Genomic DNA, 16,876 nt, shown 5'->3' on the forward strand with positions numbered 1-16,876 from the left:
TTTTCATTCGATACCGAGTTCCTGGATTTTCCGGGTAATGGTGTTGCGCCCGATGCCCAGTTTCTGGGCCGCCTCGATGCGCCGGCCGCGCGTGTTGGCCAGCGCGGTGAGGATCAGCCGCGATTCGAAGCGGCGCGTGAGCACATCCCACACGTCGGTGCGGCCTGCGGCCAGCAGCGCCTGAGCTTCGGCTTCGAGGCCGCTTTCCCAAGCGCTGGGACCCGTCGGCGCGCCTGGCACCGCCTCGGGGGCCGCGACCACCGGCGCGGACGCGTCGCGCTCGACGGCCAACGGCGCTGCAGCCTGCACGGGCGCCGCCGCCTCGGCCACCGCCACATGCACGTCCGCCCCGCTGCCCGCCATCACTTCGGGCGGCAGGTCTTTCGACTCGATCAGCTGCGCGGGCGCCATCACGGTCAGCCAGTGGCAGATGTTCTCGAGCTGGCGCACGTTGCCCGGGAAGTTGAAGGCCGCGAGCCTGGCCAGCGCCGCGTCGGAGATGCGCTTGGGCTCGACGCCCAGCTGGCGCGCGCTCTGCTGCAGGAAGTGGCGCGTGAGCGCGGGCACATCCTCGCCGCGTTCGCGCAACGCGGGCAGGCGCAGGCGGATCACGTTGAGGCGGTGGAACAGGTCTTCGCGGAAACCGCCGAGCTTCACGCGCTGCTCGAGGTCCTGGTGGGTAGCGGCGATGACGCGCACGTTGGCCTTGACCGAATTGTGGCCGCCCACGCGGTAGAAGTGGCCGTCGCTGAGCACGCGCAAGAGGCGCGTCTGCAGGTCGAAGGGCATGTCGCCGATTTCGTCGAGGAACAGCGTGCCGCCCTCGGCCTGCTCGAAGCGGCCGCGGCGCATGGTCTGCGCGCCGGTGAAGGCGCCGCGCTCGTGGCCGAAGAGTTCGCTCTCGAGCAGGTCCTTGGGAATGGCGGCGGTGTTGATCGCCACGAAGGGGCCGTTGGCGCGCGGCGAGTGCTTGTGCAGCGCGCGCGCCACCAGCTCCTTGCCCGAGCCCGATTCGCCGGTGATGAGCACCGTGACGTTGCTTTGCGACAGCCGGCCGATGGCACGGAACACGTCCTGCATCGCGGGCGCCTGGCCGAGCATCTCGGGCGCAGCGACCATGCGCTCTTCGGACACCTCTTCGCGCTGGCTTTCGTCGACGGCGCGGCGGATGAGTTCCACGGCGCGCGGCAGGTCGAAGGGCTTGGGCAGGTACTCGAAGGCGCCGCCCTGGAAGGCCGAGACCGCGCTGTCCAGGTCGGAGAAGGCGGTCATGATGATGACCGGCAGGCCGGGGTGCTTGGCCTTGATCTTGTCGAGCAGGTCGAGCCCCGAGCCGCCCGGCATGCGGATGTCGCTCACCAGGACCTGCGGGCCCTGCTGCTCGTCGCCTTCGGCCTGTTCGAGCGCGGCCAGCACTTCGCGTGTGTTCGTGAAGCTGCGCGTGGGCAGGTCTTCGCGCAGCAGCGCCTTCTCGAGCACGAAGCGTATCGATTGGTCGTCATCAACTATCCAGATCGGCTTCATGCATCTCCTCTGTTGCCGGGGCTGCGCTAGGGCAGCGGAATCAATATCTTGAAATCGGTTCGGCCCGGGACGCTGTCGCACTCGATCACGCCGTGATGCTGTTGCACAAAAGTTTGCGCAAGCGTCAGTCCCAGCCCGGTCCCGCCTTCCCTGCCCGAAACGAGCGGATAGAAGATGCGGTCCTTGATCGTGTCCGGCACACCCGGTCCATTGTCGATGACATGCAATTCCAGTGCCAATCGATACCACTGCTTGTTGAAGATCACCTGGCGGGCCACGCGGGTCTTGAAAGTGATCTGCGCATCGCCCGCCGCGCGGCGCTCGGCCAGGGCCTGCGCCGCGTTGTGCGCGATGTTGAGCGTGGCCTGGATGAGCTGCTCGCGGTCGCCGCGGAACTCGGGAATGGAAACGTCGAAATCGCGCTCGATGTGCAGGTCGCGCGGAAACTCCGCCAGGATGACCGAGCGCACGCGCTCGCAGACCTCGTGGATGTTCACGTCGCCCACCACGTGCGGGCGCCGGTGCGGTGCCAGCAGCCGGTCGACCAGCGTCTGCAGCCGGTCGGCCTCGTGGATGATGACCTGGGTGTATTCGATGAGGTCGCGCGACTCGACCTCCATCTGCAGTAACTGCGCCGCGCCGCGGATGCCGCCCAGCGGGTTCTTGATCTCGTGCGCGAGGTTGCGGATGAGTTCCTTGTTGGCCTGCGCCTGGTCGATCAGGCGCTCCTCGCGGTCCTGGCGCACCTGCTGCTCCAGCGGCGACATCTCGATGATGAGCTCGCCCTTCTTGTCGCCGTGCGCCAGCGTGACCTGCACGGGCATCAGCTCGTGGTTCACGCGGCGCAGGAAGGCCTCGTAGCGCAGCGTGGCGAAGTCGTTGCTGCTGGCGCCGTCGAGCGCGGTGCGCAGCACCTGCGGCTCATGGAAACAGGCGCCGAACTGCGAGCCCTCGAGCGTGCGCCGCGAGGTACCCAGCGCGTCTTCGAGGCCTGCATTGGCGAACAGCACCGAGCCGTCGCTGTTGACCACCGCGATCAGCGTGGACAAGAGGTCGAAGGCGCGAAAGCGCGGATTGGCGCCAGTCGCCTTCTTGCCGAACACCATGGACTGCGCGCCGCTTACTGCGCTTGCGGCTTGCCGGGCAGGCGGCCGATTTCGCGGCGGATGCCGGCGATGTCGCTCTCGTTGCGCGCGAGTTCGGCCTTCATCTCGGCCACGCGGTCCAGGTACTTCTGGTAGTTGCGGCCTTCGCTGCCCTGCTTTTCAGGCTCGCCGTTGTTGTATTCCTTCTTGAGCTCGGTCTGGCGGGCCTCGGCCTTGCGCAGCTCGGCCTCGAGCACCGAGCGCGCCTCGCCGTCGCGGGCGCGCTGGTCGACGCCTTCGACGCGCGGGCTGCCCGCCGGGGCGCGCGCGGCCGAACCGCCCGAACCCGACGACGACGCGCTGCCACCGCCGCCCGAAGGCTTCGTGCCCTGCACGACGGTGACGTTGCCGCCTTCCATGATCTTGCAGCCCTTTTGCTGGGCCACGGTCGCGTTGTTGGTGTACTCGTTGCCGCAGCGCCAGACGCGCTCTTGCGCGAGCGCCGCCGTGGCGGTGGCGAACGAGGCGGCGGCCAGGAAAATCAGGGAGGCAGTCTTCATTTGGATCCGGAGAGGGCGCGACAAACGCGCATTTTGATGCAATTCGGGCCCGCTCACGACAGGGTGTTCCGCACCAAGGAAAAAGGACGGCCGGGGCCGTCCTTTTGTCTTACTTGCCCGCCGGAGCGGGCTTGCTGTGGCGCTTTTTACAGCGAGTAGTACATGTCGAATTCGACCGGATGGGTCGCCATGCGGAAGCGCGTGACTTCCTGCATCTTGAGGTCGATGTACGCGTCGATGTACGAGTCGGTGAACACGCCGCCCTTGGTCAGGAACGCACGGTCCTTGTCCAGGTGCTCCAGGGCCTGGTCCAGGCTGTGGCAGACGGTCGGGATCAGCGCGTCTTCTTCCGGCGGCAGGTGGTACAGGTCCTTGCTGGCGGCTTCGCCCGGATGGATCTTGTTTTCCACGCCGTCCAGGCCGGCCATCAGCAGCGCGGCAAAGCCCAGGTACGGGTTCATCAGCGGATCGGGGAAGCGCGCTTCGACGCGGCGGCCCTTCGGGTTGGCCACGAACGGGATGCGGATCGAGGCCGAACGGTTCTTGGCCGAGTAGGCCAGCTTCACCGGGGCTTCGAAGCCGGGCACCAGGCGCTTGTAGCTGTTGGTGCCGGGGTTCGTGATGGCGTTCAGGGCACGGGCGTGCTTGATGATGCCGCCGATGTAGTGCAGCGCGAAGTCCGACAGACCTGCGTAGCCGTCGCCGGCGAACAGGTTCTTGCCGTCCTTCCAGACCGACTGGTGCACGTGCATGCCGGAGCCGTTGTCGCCAACGATGGGCTTGGGCATGAAGGTGGCGGTCTTGCCATAGGCGTGGGCCACGTTGTGGATCACGTACTTCTGCAGCTGGACCCAGTCGGCGCGCTGCACCAGCGTGCTGAAGCGGGTGCCGATCTCGAGCTGGCCGGCGTTGGCCACTTCATGGTGATGCACTTCGACCGGGATGCCCAGCGATTCGAGCACCAGGCTCATTTCCGAGCGCATGTCCTGGAAGCTGTCGACCGGAGGCACCGGGAAGTAGCCGCCCTTGACTGCGGGACGGTGGCCGCTGTTGCCGTGCTCGAACTCCTTATCGGTGTTCCACGAGGCTTCTTCGGACTCGATCTTCACGAAGCAGCCCGACATGTCGTTCTTCCAGCGCACGCCGTCGAACACGAAGAATTCGGGTTCCGGTCCGAAGTAGGCGGTGTCGCCCAGGCCGGACGCCTTCATGTACGCCTCGGCGCGCTTGGCGAGCGAACGCGGGTCGCGCTCGTAGGCCTTGCCGTCGGCCGGGTCGATCACGTCGCAGGTCAGGATCAGCGTCGTTTCTTCGAAGAACGGGTCGATGTTGGCGGTGTTCGGGTCGGGCATGAGCTGCATGTCCGAGGCTTCGATGCCCTTCCAACCGGCGATGGACGAACCGTCGAACGCGTGGCCCGAGGTGAATTTGTCTTCATCGAAGTGCGACACGGGCACGGTCACGTGCTGCTCTTTGCCGCGGGTGTCGGTGAAGCGCAAGTCGACGAACTTGACCTCGTTTTCCTTGACGAGCTTGAGTACATCGGCGACGGTCTTTGCCATCAGTTTCTCCTGAGTTGGATGGTGGTTAGGAATACAGGGACGGGAGGATGCAGTTTCTGTGCCATTGTCACCCCGCCGGATGAGGCCCGGGTGACGGCCCAGGGGCTGCCGGAAAAGGAAAATATCCCCAAATTGGTGCAATGCAGATTAACGCACCAATTCAGGGCCAAGCTTCGCATCGAAAGTGTGCAGGCCTTCGATGAGCTGGCCATAGGCGGCATCGAGCTTCGCGGGGTCGCCCTTGACGCCCAGCTCGATGTGGCGCCCGTACTGGGGGTGATCCACGCTGGGAAGGCTGAACACCTTGATGCCGGCATGGGCCTGCTCGATGGCCTGCATCAGGGGCGTGAGGGTGGCTTCCATCGCACCGAAAACGATCACGGACTTCTCGGCGATGGCGTTGCGGGTGAACAGGTCGGCATACCGGCTGTCGAGCACCGACTCGATCATCGGCCAGGCCATGACCGGGAAGCCCGGCACGAAATGCACGTGCTCGACGCTGAAGCCCGGGATCTTGTTGTACGGGTTGCGGATGATCGACGCGCCCTGCGGAAACACGCCCATGTTCAGGCGGTGGATGTTGTCGGGCCGGTCGGGCTCGTAGGGCACGCCCTGCTCCAGGGCCGTGTCCTGCATGCGCTCGCGGATCAGCGCCTCGGCCTCGGGGTGCAGCGCCAGCGGCACGCGCAGGGCCTGGGCGGCGCACTGGCGGGTGTGGTCGTCGGGCGTGGCGCCGATGCCGCCGGTCGAGAACACGATGTCGCCCGAGGCGAAGGCGCGCATCAGGGCCGCGGTGATCCGCGTGGGCTCGTCGCCCACGTACTCGGCCCAGCCCAGCTGCAGGCCGCGCGCGGCCAGCAGCTCGATGACCTTGGCCATGTGCTTGTCGGCCCGCTTGCCGGAAAGGATCTCGTCGCCGACGACGATGAGACCGAATGCGCGTGTCATGGAGAACTCCATTGAGAAAGAGCGGCCTTGTTGGCCTCGGTGGCTTCGGCCGCCTCAAGCGTCTGCTGCGCGTCGCCGCTGCCGGCCGCGGGCTGCTGCGCCGCGCGCTGGGCGCGCAGATGGGTCAGGGCGTCGAGGCAGTAGTGCGCGAACCAGAGCGCAGAAAAGGCAAAGACCAGCGTGTAGATCCAGATCGCGATCGGCACCAGCACGAAGAAGGCGGCGGCGAACAAGAGGCCCGAGGCCCACACGATGCTCGGCGCGGCGCCCAGGTAGCCGCACAGCACGCCGATGCACAGCAGCGGCAGCCGGTGGGCGCGCAGCAGCGCGGCGCGTTCCTCGGGGCTGGCGTGCTCGGCCAGCGCATCGAAGCTCATCACCCGGTAGGTCAGCCAGCCCCAGATCAGCGGCGGCAGGATCAGCACCAGCGGCGGAATGAGCCACAGCGGCATCGACACCACCAGCGCGATCAGCGCCAGCACGGTGGCGCCGAGCGAGCGCAGCACGCTGCCGAAGAAAGACGCGCCCTTCTTCTGCTCGAGCGTCGGAAAGCGCCGTTCGGCCACGAGCTTGGTGAGCGCCGGTGCCATGAAGCCGGCCACGATGAGCAGCGACAGCACGACGATCAGCGGCGTGACGCCGAACACCACCACCAGCGGCGCCAGCGCGGCCGTGACGTCGCTGGAGAACAGGCGCCCGATCCAGGCCCAGAAGCTGGACAGCAGCGGCCAGGCGTCGAGGGCCTCGCGCGTCCAGGCGACGGCCGCGTCCCAATAGAAGTAGCCGAGCCCCGCGGCCAGCAGCACCATGAGCGCCAGCGGCAGGAGCGACAGCACGATCACGCGCGGGAGCATGCAATAGGCCACCGCGCGCCAGAAGGAGTCGAGGAGCAGGCGCATGAGGTTCGAGGATAGCGCAAGGCCCCGGCCCGCCCGCCGCCGGGCCTGCGGGTGGATCAGGCGCGGCCGAACAGCCGCTTCAACCCCAGCCACTGCTGCGACCAGAAGCCCTGGCCGTAGTCGCGCGGGCGGCCGTCGGCGCCGGGCTCGACCTGGTCGCGGATGCCGGTCGGGTCGTAGCGGTTCTCGAAGTTGGCGGTGCGAAAGAGCATGTCCCACCAGGGCAGCAGCACGCCGAAGTTGTGGCCGCCGAGCGTGCTCCGGCCGTGCGACTCGTGGCCCAGCCCGATGCTGTGGTGCAGCCGGTGAAAGCGCGGGCTGACCCACAGCCGCTCGCCGATGGCCCCGAAACTCAGCCGCAGGTTGGCGTGCTGCAGGCTCTCGCTGAGCTGGGTGAAGGCCACGACGGCGATGAACTGGCCCGGCGCCACGCCGATCAGCTGCGCCACGATGACGATGAGCGTGTCGTGGATCACGTCGTCCAGCAGGTGGTTGCGGTCGTCGCTCCACATCGTCATCTGGCGCTGCGAGTGGTGCAGCGAATGCAGACTCCACCACCAGTTGAACTGGTGCTGGCCGCGGTGAATCCAGTAGCCGACAAAGTCGAGCACCACGAGGTAGATGGCAAAAGCCACCCACGGCACGTCGGTCACGCCGGGCCAGGCCTCGTCCAGGTGGAAGGTGCCCCAGCCGGCCATGCGCAGGCTGCCGAGCAGGTCGTCGAACAGCGGTTGCAGCGTGAAGAACAACGCCAGCCGGAACAGGCCCAGCCGGTGGATCAGCGTGTAGAGCACGTCGATGCGGATGGCACGGCGGTCGGTCACGGGCTCGACCGCGCGCCAGCGCTGCAGCGGGCCGATCACGGCCAAGAGCACGAGGATCTGGACCACGCCGACCAGCAGCCAGCCGGTGGCGTCGAAGGCGTCCTCGGCCCAGCCGCCCAGGCCGATGGCGTACACCAGCGGCTGCACGGCAGTCTCGAAGAGCCAGCCCTGCATGGCGGAAAAAACGTCGGTCAACCAGTCGATCACGGCGAAAACTCAGGCATCAAGGGTGGGAAGCGATCCAGGCGCGGTAGTCCGGGTGCTGGCGCAGGGTGCGAAAGCAGAAGCCCTTGGCTTTCAGCCCGACGATGAGCGGCTCGAGGTTGGCGGGCGCCCACGGGTCCTTGCGCGACCAGATGCCCAGGTGCGCCAGCAGGATGTCGCCGGGGCGGATGCCCGCGAGCGCCTGGGCCAGCAGTTTCTGGTTGCTGAACGCCTCGCTGGGCAGTTCGTCGCCCAGGAAGCCGGCGGGGGACCAGCCCACGTGCGCATAACCGCAGTCCCTGGCGGCCGCCAGTAGCGCGGGCGAGGTCTTGCCGCCCGGCGCGCGGTACAGCGGCAGCGGCTTCTTGCCGGTGATGGCAGCCAGCCGGTCGGACGACTTGCGGATGTCGGCGCAGTACTGGGCCGCGCTCCAGACCGACTCCTTGCCGGTCTGCGGGCCGGCCGACGGCTTGATGCGAAAGCTCGGCGGCGTGCCCTTGACGTCGCCGCGCCAGTAGGCGTGGTCGTAGGTGTGCGAGCCGAACTCGTGGCCCTCGGCCGCCCTCGCCTTCCACCACGGCGCCCAGTGGTCGTCCAGGCTGTCGCCGTCGGTCTGGGTGCGCTCGGCGGCGGCGAAGAAGGTGACGCGCACGTCCTGGCGCTTGAGCACGTCGGCCACCAGCGGGGCGATGCCCATGTGGCCGGTGTCCAGCGTCAGGTAGACGGGCTTGTCGCAGGCCGCAGCTTCTTGCGCTCCGGCCGCCGGCACGGTGGCGCAGGCCAGCGCCGCGACGGCGAGGGCCACCCCGGCGGTGCGCAAGCCGCGCACGCGTTCAGATGCGCTTGGCATGGTCGAGGGTCCAGACGCCGTGCGGCGAGCGGCCGACGTTGATCTGCCGCACGACCTTCTGGCTCGCGAGATCGACCACCGTGAGCTTCTTGGCCCAGCGCGAGGTCACGTACAGCGTCTTGCCGTCGGCCGACACGTCCATGCAGTCGGGGCCGCCGGGCACGTTGTAGGTGGCGACGACCTTCAGCGTGGTCAGGTCGATGCGGCTGATGGTGTTGGCGACCCGGTTGCTCACGAACACGGTCTTGCCGTCGCCGGCCGAGCGGAAGGCGTGAGCGCCCTTGCCGGTGGGGATCTTGCCGACCAGCTTGGGCTGGGCGCCGGCCACGTCGAACACCTGCACGCCGTCGCTGCCGGTGAGGCCCACGAGCAGCGTCTTGTCGTTGTGGGCGCCGAAGATGTCGGCCGGCATGGCGCCGGTGGCCATGCGCCAGCGCACGGTCTGCGTCGGCAGGTCGACCGCGATCAGCTCGTCGCTGTCCTGCATGGTGACGTAGGCCACGGTGCTGGTGTTGTCGATCCAGATGTGGCTGGGCGTCTTGCCGGTGGCGATGCGCTTGACCAGCTTCAGGTCCTTGCCGTCCCAGCGGTACACGTCGACGTGGTTCAGGCGGTTGGCCGCCGTGACGAACCACTTCATGTCGCGCGAGAACTGCAGCTGGTAGGGGTCGATGATGCCGTACACCACGCGCTGCACCTCGGCCGTGCGCGGGTCCAGGAAGGTGAGCGAATCGCCCGCCGAATTGGCCACGATGACCGACTTCTCGTCGGGCGTCATGTAGATGTGGTGCGGCTCCTTGCCGGTGGGAATGCGCTGCTTCTCGGTCCAGTCGACCGGGTTGATCACGCTCACGCTGGCGTCCAGCGAATTGAGCACAAAAACCGGTGGAGGGGCCGGCGGCGCCGCCGCGGCGGGGAGGGTCACCAGGGCTGTCAGGCACAGGCAGGACAGCAGGAAGGCCGCGATGCGGCCGTTCGGGCGGGCAGGGAGTCGCAAGGGAAGGTTCCGGGAGAGGGTTAACAATCTTAACGGTCGAACCCGACAAACAGCTGACCGCCGGCGCGCCCTCACCCGCTGTTGCGCCCGGCGCCTTGACCTATGTCAAGCGGCCCGGGGCACGGGCGCGCGCAGCTGGGCCACCTGTTCGGCCGTGAGCCAGCGCCATTGCCCCGGCGCCAGGTCGTCCGGCAGCGCCAGGCCGCCGATGCGCGAGCGGTGCAGCCCTTCGACCCGGTTGCCGACCGCGGCCAGCATGCGCTTGACCTGGTGGTACTTGCCCTCGGTGAGCGTGAGCCGCAGGTGCAGCGGGCTGTCGGACTCGCAAGCCGCAGCGCGCACGGGCTTCGGATCGTCGTCGAGCACCACGCCGGCCAGCAGCTTGGCGATCTGCGCCTCGTCGATGGGGTGCTTGGCCGTCACTTCGTAGACCTTGGGCACATGGTGCTTGGGCGAACCCATCTTGTGGATGAACTGGCCGTCGTCGGTCAGCAGCAGCAGGCCGGTCGTGTCCTGGTCGAGCCGGCCGATGGCCTGCACGCCCTGCACCGCGCCCTTGTTGGGCCGCAGGCGCAGCGGCGACGGCAGCAGCGTGTAGATGCTCGGGTAGGTCGAGGGCTTCTGCGAGCACTCGGTGCCGGCCGGCTTGTGCAGCATCAGGTAGGCCTTCTCGTGGCAGGCCCACTCGGTGCCCTGCACGGTGAACCGCAGGCCTTCGGGGTCGAGGTCGGCGAAGGGGTCGGTCACGGCCGCGCCGGCGATGCTCACGTGGCCTTGCTGGACCAGGCCCGCGCACACGCGGCGGGTGCCGAAGCCCTGGGTATAGAGGATGTCTTGCAGGTGCATGAAAAATGAAAAAAGCGGCCGTGCCGACAGGGGCACGACCGCCTTCAAGTGTGCCGCAGGTTCAGTAGCCTGCTGCGAGGCCCGTGTTGCGACGGGGATCGTTGGCGCCGTAGAAACGGTTGGCACCCACCGGCTTGCCGCCCAGCGAGGGCGCGCCGACGATGATCGCCGCCAGGTGGTTGGCCGGCTGCGGCACGCCCAGGTTGTGACCCATGTCGGTCAGGATCTTGCGGGTGTCGGGGCTGATCGCGAAGGTCTCGACGTTGGTCACGTCGGGTAGCCACTGCTGGTGGAAGCGCGGCGCATCCACGGCCTCCTGCACGTTCATGCCGTAGTCGACCACGTTCAGGATGGTGTGCAGCACGGCCGTGATGATGCGGCTGCCGCCCGGCGTGCCGACCACGAAGACCGGCTTGCCGTCTTTCGACACGATGGTCGGGCTCATCGAGCTCAGCGGGCGCTTGCCCGGGGCGATGGCGTTGGCCTCGCCCTGCACCAGGCCGTACATGTTGGGCACGCCGATCTTCGAGGTGAAGTCGTCCATCTCGTTGTTCAGCAGCACGCCGGTCTTGTCGGCCGTGACCTTGGCGCCGAACCAGTCGTTCAGCGTGTAGGTGACCGAGACCGCGTTGCCCCACTTGTCGGTGATCGAATAGTGGGTGGTGTTGCTGCCTTCATGCGGCGCGACGCCGGGCTTGATGTCCTTGGACACGCCGGCCTTCTTGGGGTCGATGGCGGCGCGGATCTTGGCGGCGTAGCCCTTGTCGAGCAGGCGATCGAGCGGGTTCTTCACGAAGTCGGGGTCGCCCAGGTAGCTGTTGCGGTCCACGTAGGCGTGGCGCATGGCTTCGATCTGATAGTGCACAGACTCGGCCGAGCGGAAGCCCAGGTCCTTGAGCGGATAGCCCTCCAGGATGTTGAGCATCTCGCAGATGATCACGCCGCCCGAGCTCGGCGGCGGCGCCGACACCACGCGGTAGCCGCGGTAGTCGCACTCGACCGGCGCGAGTTCGCGCGTCTTGTACTGGTCGAGGTCGGCCTGCGTGATGATGCCCTTGCCGGCCTGGCTCGACGCCACGATCGCCTTGCCGACCCAACCCTTGTAGAAGCCGTCGGTGCCCTTGGCGCTGATTTCGCGCAGCGTCTTGGCCAGGTCTTTCTGCACCAGCTTCTGGCCGACCGCGAAGGGCTCGCCCTTGTTCAGGAAGATGGCGCCGGAGACCGGGTCCTTCTTGAAGTCGTTGGTGGCGGTGAGCAGCATGTCGATGTCGCCCTGCTCCAGCGCGAAGCCCTTGTCGGCCAGCTGGACCGAGGGGGCGATGAGGTCGGCGCGCTTCATCGTGCCGTACTTCTCGCGCGCGTACTCCATGCCCGACACCGAGCCCGGCACCCCCACGGCGAGGTGGCCGTGCGTGCTCAGGCCCTTGACGACGTTGCCGTCCTTGTCGAGGTACATGTTGGCCGTGGCGGCCAGCGGGGCCTTCTCGCGGAAGTCCAGGAAGGTCTTGCGGCCGTCGGCCAGCTGCACGGTCATGAAGCCGCCGCCGCCGAGGTTGCCGGCGGCCGGGTACACCACCGCCAGCGCATAGCCCACGGCCACGGCCGCATCGACCGCGTTGCCGCCGCGCTTGAGCACGTCGACGCCGACCTTGCTGGCCAGGTGCTGCGCGCTCACGACCATGCCGTGTTCAGCCGCCACCGGCGCCTGCGACGCGGCCTGCGCGCCGCCGGCCGCCGCCAGGGTGAGCGCGGCCGCGACGGCGGCGCGCAGGGTGGGGGTCCACTTGAAGTGCTGCATGGAAAAGTCTCCTCTGTGCGTTGGATGAAGAATGAGGGAGGGGTGAATGGTGTTGGCCTTCAGGCCGTGAGCAGCGCCTTGCGCCGCAGGCTTTGCAGCGCCTGCGCCACCTGCTCCTGCGCGAAGGCGTGCAGCGCCGACGGGTCGGTCAGCGGCTGCTCGTCCTTGAGGAAGCGCAGGCGTTCGGCGCGCACCTCGTCGAGCAGGAAGGCGGCCAGCGCCTCGTGCGTGTGCGTCCCGTCGAGCAGCGGCAGCAGGCTGCGTTCGAGCACCGAGAGCGACACCGGCTCGTGCCACTGGTTGCAGAGCACGGCCGTCGCTTGCGACGCGGGCAGGCCGGCCAGCGCGCGGCGCACCGGGGCCAGCACCTGCGGCAGCGCCGACACCGAAGCAGCCGCCGACACCGGCGTGCGGCGGATGCGCAGCGCGCCGAGGATCAGCAGCTCCTCGAGCATGGCGAGCACGATGGGTTCGACGGCCGCGTGCGGCTCGCCGGTGAGCGTCACCACCGCGGCCAGCAGGGCCTCGGTCGACATCGAGCACGGATAGCTCGCGTCGAGCGCCTGCGCCACCGCCTTGTGCGCGGGCAGCCGCAACGTGACCTTCAGGTCGCGCAGCGCGGTGCAGGGCTGCTCGCGGGTGTCGATGGTGAGCGCATCACCACCATCGACGCGGAAGACGCCGGCGAATTCCAGCGCGCGCAAGCGGGGAACTTCGAGGCGGTAGCGGATGTTCGCGGCGTTGCCCTGCTTCACCAGCAGCGTCTGGCGGAAGGTGCGGTTGACGAGGAAGTCGAGGTACTGCTCCATCATCACCTGGCTGCCGCCGCACTCGCGCAGCAGCGGGTCGCGCACCTTCTCGCCGTAGTTCTGCACGAACATGGTCGAGGGCTCGGCGTCGCACAGGTAGGCCAGGCCGCGTGCCTCGGCGCGCGCGACGAACTCCTTGAAGTAGCAGGGCTCGTTGCAGGGCTCGAGGAACTCGTGCAGCAGGTAGTAGTTGCCGGAGTTGCGCACGATCGGCATCGTCTCTTCGAGCGTCTTGCGCAGCACGCTGTCGGGCCGGGCCGACTGTTCGAGGAACTCGAGCATGCCGCGCGCGTACGAGAGCTTTTCTTCGGGCGTGTCGCGCGGGCCGCCGCGCAGGATCATCGCGTCGCGCACGATCTCGCGCGCCTTCCAGCCCGGGTACACGTTGTAGCTCAGGTAGGCCACGCCGCCCGGCGCCAGGTTCTCGGCGCACACGCGCAGGATCGCATCCTGCACCGGCCCCGGCACCCAGCTGTAGACGCCGTGGCAGACGATGTAGTCGAACAGGCCGAACGAGGCGTCGATGTCGGCGATGTTGAAGGCCTTGAGCTCGATGTTCGACAGCCCCGCCTGGTCGAGCGCCGCGGCGCCCTGCGCCACCTGCACGCGCGACAGGTCGACACCGACCGCGTGGGCTTGCGGATGGCGCGCCGCGAACGGGATCAGGTTGCCGCCGGCGGCGCAACCCAGCTCGAGCACGCGCGCCTTGTGCGGCGGCGGCGCCTCGAGCCCGAACAGGAAGGCCAGGGCTTCCAGGTGCTCCACGGCGGACTGGGGAAACGGGTGCGAGTCGTAGGGCACCGCATCGTAGTAACTGGTGAGCGTGGAAGTCAGAGAGTCCGGCACGAACGTCCTTTGGGGATCGGAAGGGGCTGCAGCAGTGCTCGCAGACTATAGCCCCGTGCCCTCGCAAAAAGAAGCCGGCGCGGGTCGAGCAGCCCTGCCCTGGCCGCGGGACTCGGCGTCTGCACGACCTCTTTAGAATGGCCCGATGAACTGGCGCATCACACTGTTTCCCCTGGCTTTGGTCATTGCCGGCTGCTCGACGCCGCCCAACCAGATCGTTCCCTTCCGCGACGGTGTGCTGCGTGCCATGACCTACACCCAGGCCTCGGACTACTGCAGCGCCAAGAGCCAGGAGCCGAAGTGGCTCGGCAAGGCGCCCGCCGAATCCGGCGTGCTGTTCCAGTGCCAGTGAGTCACTGCACCACCCACCTCATCACGCAGGGCTGACGCCCGGCCGCACCGCTCAGGCGTCGATGTCGATGAGCGCCAACCCGCTCTCGCGATCTCAGGTCTTGCGCAGGTAGCCCGGCGACTCGACCATTTCATGGCGAGGCGTGTTCTTCCGTTCAAGGCGTCATCGTGGGGAGTTCTGCCTGCAGTCCTCAGCGGTGCCCCGGCAGTCGTCCTGGCGCGAGGGCGCGCCGGGGTCGTCCACGCGGGGCTTGTCTTCGCCGGCCCGCTTCGCGTCCGCCGGTGGCTTTTTCACCATGCCGGGGTCGCGGTCGGGCGGCGCGGGCTTCACCAGCCGCGGATGGCCATGGGGCGGCGGCTTCACGAGGAATTCGGGGTCGGGCCCAGGTTGCGCTTGCGGCTTGACCGGCGGTGGCGGCGGCTTGTCGGCCGACTGCGCGGCAGCCGGCCCGGCAACGAGCGCCGCGACGCCCAAGACCCCGATGGCGAGGCTTCCGGCAAACATCGATTTCGTTGGATTGCGCATGGCGTTCACCCATGGCCCGAAGGTTTCACCGGGGCGCTCCCGGCGGTGTAGGCCTCTTTCGCCAATGACCGCAAGTCGGCGTCGCGGTGCCTGCGACGCTGGCGCAGCCGCCGGGCGATGGCCGCAGGGATGGAGCGCGCTCAGCCCGCCAGGCTGACGCGCACCACGCACGCCGGCGGCACCAGAATCTCGTCGCAGTTCGGCCCGGCCCCGCCGCGGTCGATCACCACGAAGCTGGCCGGCTGCTGCGTGACCACCAGCGGGTGGTGCCAGACGCCGCGCGCGTAGTTCACGCCCTGCCGTCCGTCGGTGACGAAGGCGCGGATGTCTTCCACGCGCACCGTGTCGCCCGCCGGCGCCACCACCACGAGAAAGCGGCTGCCGTCCATCGGCACGAAGGCCTGGCTGCCCAGCGGGTGGCGCTCCAGCATGCCGACCTGCAACGGCATCGCATAGGGCTGGGTCTCGAAGATGTTCACCAGCACGCGGCTGTCGCCGGGGCCCGGGTCCACGCGCGCCAGGTCGTGAAAGCGCGTGGTCATGCCCGCGTTGATCGGCATCGCCCGGGCGTGCGCGCTCTCGATGACGTCGCCGAACGCGGCGAAGGCCTCGCGCGTCAGCGGCTGCGCAACGAGCGCAAGCGCCGCGGGCGTGCCCGGCGCCGGGGGCAGGAAAGTGGGGCTGGCAATCGTCAACAGAAACTCCTCGGCTTTTGGTCCAACTGGTATTACCAGTATCCTTGCGATACATCCACTCAGTCAATCTCCCGGCGTCAGGGAAATCGCTAGTGTCCAATGGCGCATGAGGCCTTAAGGTCTCGGTCGCGTTAAATCATACCGGTAATACCAGTTAATCCACCCATCGACGCCTTCGAGGACCGCCATGTCAACCACCACCCTTCATGCGCCGCTGCAGCCGGCCACCACCTCTGCTGCAGCGGAGAACGCGCTCTACAAGAAAGTGGCATGGCGACTCATGCCGTTCCTGATGCTCTGCTACGTGGCCGCCTACCTGGACCGCGTGAACGTCGGCTTCGCCAAGCTGAACATGCTCAGCGACCTGCAGTTCAGCGAAGCGATGTACGGGCTGGGCGCGGGCCTGTTCTTCATCGGCTACTTCTTCTTCGAGGTGCCGAGCAACCTGCTGATGCACCGCATCGGCGCCAAGGCCACCATCTCGCGCATCATGATCACGTGGAGCCTGATCTCGGCCGCGATGATGTTCGTGACCACGCCCACGCAGTTCTACGTGCTGCGCTTCCTGCTCGGGGCGGCCGAGGCCGGCTTCTACCCGGGGATGATCCTGTACCTCACCTACTGGTTTCCCTCGCACCGGCGCGCCAAGATGGTGGCGGTGTTCATGTGCGCGATCCCGGTGTCGGGCGTGCTGGGCGGACCGCTGTCGGGCCTGATCATGGACGCCATGCACGGCATGGGCGGGCTGCGCGGCTGGCAGTGGCTGTTCCTCATCGAGGCGCTGCCCTCGCTGGTGATCGGCCTGCTGGTCATCGTGTACCTCGACAACAGCATCCAGGCCGCACGCTGGCTCACCGCCGAAGAAAAGGCCGTGCTCGCGCGCAACATCGCCGCCGAGAACGCCACCAAGGGCGGCACCAGCCACATGACGCTGCGCGCGCTGTTCGCCGACCGTCGCATCGTGAAGATGGCGCTGATCTGCTTTTGCACGGTGATGGGCCAGTACGGCCTGACCTTCTGGCTGCCCACGCTGGTGCGCCAGTCGGGCGTGTCGGGCGCGTTCAACATCGGGCTGCTCACGGCGATTCCGTTTGCCGTGGCCATCGTCTCGATGCTGCTGGTGAGCCGCAGCTCCGACCGCATGCGCGAGCGCCGCTGGCACCTGATCGTGCCCTTCTGCTGCGGCGCGCTGGGCCTCACGCTGAGCGCGATCTTCAGCAACAACGTGTACCTCTCGCTGGCCGCATTGGCCCTGGCCGCGGGCGGCAGCCTGGCGACGTCGCCGCTGTTCTGGAGCCTGCCGACGGCCATCCTGTCGAGCGCAGGCGCGGCGGCGGGCATTGCGCTCATCAACTCCTTCGCCAACCTGGCGGGCTTCGTGAGCCCCTACATGATCGGCCTGATCAAGGACGCCACGAAGAGCACCGACATCGCGTTGTTCGTGCTGGCCGGCGTGCTGCTGTTCGGCGCCTTCCTCACCTGGACGGTGCCGGCCAAGCTGGTCAACAAGTAGGGAAGGCCCCGGGGTGCGGCCACAGTAAGATTTCCAGCT

At 67.8% G+C, this 16,876-nt stretch carries 16 protein-coding genes; 2 read left to right on the forward strand and 14 right to left on the reverse strand.

From position 1 onward, the window contains the following. Positions 1-3: 3 nt before the first annotated feature. From ntrC to AC57B8_RS31155, 12 genes are all read right to left on the reverse strand, one after another. Complete coding sequence (gene ntrC, locus AC57B8_RS31100; RefSeq protein ID WP_493192983.1) at positions 4-1,524, reverse strand: nitrogen regulation protein NR(I); 1,521 nt, start codon at positions 1,522-1,524, stop codon at positions 4-6. Between the two features lie 26 nt (positions 1,525-1,550). After that, positions 1,551-2,630: a nitrogen regulation protein NR(II) gene (gene glnL, locus AC57B8_RS31105; RefSeq protein WP_062470910.1), complete on the reverse strand. Its 1,080-nt coding sequence runs from the start codon at positions 2,628-2,630 to the stop codon at positions 1,551-1,553. A gap of 14 nt (positions 2,631-2,644) precedes the next feature. Further along, entirely contained in the window at positions 2,645-3,169 is a 525-nt protein-coding gene (locus tag AC57B8_RS31110) for a hypothetical protein (protein WP_496481695.1), read from the reverse strand. Positions 3,170-3,315: 146 nt separating this feature from the next. Continuing rightward, entirely contained in the window at positions 3,316-4,731 is a 1,416-nt protein-coding gene (gene glnA / locus AC57B8_RS31115; protein ID WP_062470904.1) for a type I glutamate--ammonia ligase, read from the reverse strand. A gap of 147 nt (positions 4,732-4,878) precedes the next feature. Further along, positions 4,879-5,679, reverse strand: a complete 801-nt coding sequence (locus AC57B8_RS31120) for a competence/damage-inducible protein A (protein WP_167394999.1) — start codon at positions 5,677-5,679, stop codon at positions 4,879-4,881. Then, on the reverse strand, positions 5,676-6,578 hold the full coding sequence (locus AC57B8_RS31125) for an EI24 domain-containing protein (RefSeq protein ID WP_496481696.1): 903 nt from the start codon (positions 6,576-6,578) through the stop codon (positions 5,676-5,678). The genes AC57B8_RS31120 and AC57B8_RS31125 overlap by 4 nt, the downstream gene beginning before the upstream one ends. 56 nt (positions 6,579-6,634) lie before the next feature. Beyond that, positions 6,635-7,609, reverse strand: a complete 975-nt coding sequence (locus AC57B8_RS31130) for a sterol desaturase family protein (protein ID WP_492729597.1) — start codon at positions 7,607-7,609, stop codon at positions 6,635-6,637. Between the two features lie 16 nt (positions 7,610-7,625). Further along, positions 7,626-8,456, reverse strand: a complete 831-nt coding sequence (locus tag AC57B8_RS31135; RefSeq protein WP_496481697.1) for a polysaccharide deacetylase family protein — start codon at positions 8,454-8,456, stop codon at positions 7,626-7,628. Beyond that, positions 8,440-9,453 carry a YVTN family beta-propeller repeat protein gene (locus AC57B8_RS31140; RefSeq protein ID WP_492729593.1) on the reverse strand — a complete coding sequence of 338 codons (1,014 nt, stop codon included), beginning with the start codon at positions 9,451-9,453 and terminating at the stop codon, positions 8,440-8,442. Before AC57B8_RS31140 ends, AC57B8_RS31135 begins: the two co-directional genes overlap by 17 nt. 105 nt (positions 9,454-9,558) lie before the next feature. Continuing rightward, on the reverse strand, positions 9,559-10,299 hold the full coding sequence (locus AC57B8_RS31145) for a pseudouridine synthase (RefSeq protein WP_354347831.1): 741 nt from the start codon (positions 10,297-10,299) through the stop codon (positions 9,559-9,561). A 61-nt stretch (positions 10,300-10,360) separates the two neighbouring features. Further along, positions 10,361-12,097 (reverse strand): gamma-glutamyltransferase, encoded by a 1,737-nt coding sequence (gene ggt / locus AC57B8_RS31150; protein ID WP_139703601.1) that lies wholly within the window; start codon positions 12,095-12,097, stop codon positions 10,361-10,363. Between the two features lie 59 nt (positions 12,098-12,156). Continuing rightward, a complete protein-coding gene (locus tag AC57B8_RS31155; protein WP_496481698.1) occupies positions 12,157-13,752 on the reverse strand; it encodes a class I SAM-dependent methyltransferase in 1,596 nt (531 codons plus the stop codon). Positions 13,753-13,897: 145 nt separating this feature from the next. Here AC57B8_RS31155 and AC57B8_RS31160 point away from each other — a divergent pair, with 145 nt between their 5' ends. Next, the gene (locus AC57B8_RS31160; RefSeq protein ID WP_062470893.1) at positions 13,898-14,104 is read left to right on the forward strand and encodes a hypothetical protein; all 207 of its coding nucleotides are present in this window, start codon (positions 13,898-13,900) and stop codon (positions 14,102-14,104) included. Between the two features lie 162 nt (positions 14,105-14,266). Here AC57B8_RS31160 and AC57B8_RS31165 read toward each other — a convergent pair whose 3' ends face one another. After that, entirely contained in the window at positions 14,267-14,629 is a 363-nt protein-coding gene (locus tag AC57B8_RS31165) for a hypothetical protein (protein ID WP_496481699.1), read from the reverse strand. 140 nt (positions 14,630-14,769) lie between these two features. Continuing rightward, complete coding sequence (locus tag AC57B8_RS31170) at positions 14,770-15,327, reverse strand: ureidoglycolate lyase (protein ID WP_496482253.1); 558 nt, start codon at positions 15,325-15,327, stop codon at positions 14,770-14,772. Positions 15,328-15,511: 184 nt separating this feature from the next. Here AC57B8_RS31170 and AC57B8_RS31175 point away from each other — a divergent pair, with 184 nt between their 5' ends. Then, a complete protein-coding gene (locus AC57B8_RS31175; RefSeq protein WP_495260485.1) occupies positions 15,512-16,837 on the forward strand; it encodes an MFS transporter in 1,326 nt (441 codons plus the stop codon). Positions 16,838-16,876 lie beyond the last annotated feature (39 nt).

Source organism: Variovorax sp. BGA-UO-ETr-C22 (assembly GCF_059567965.1).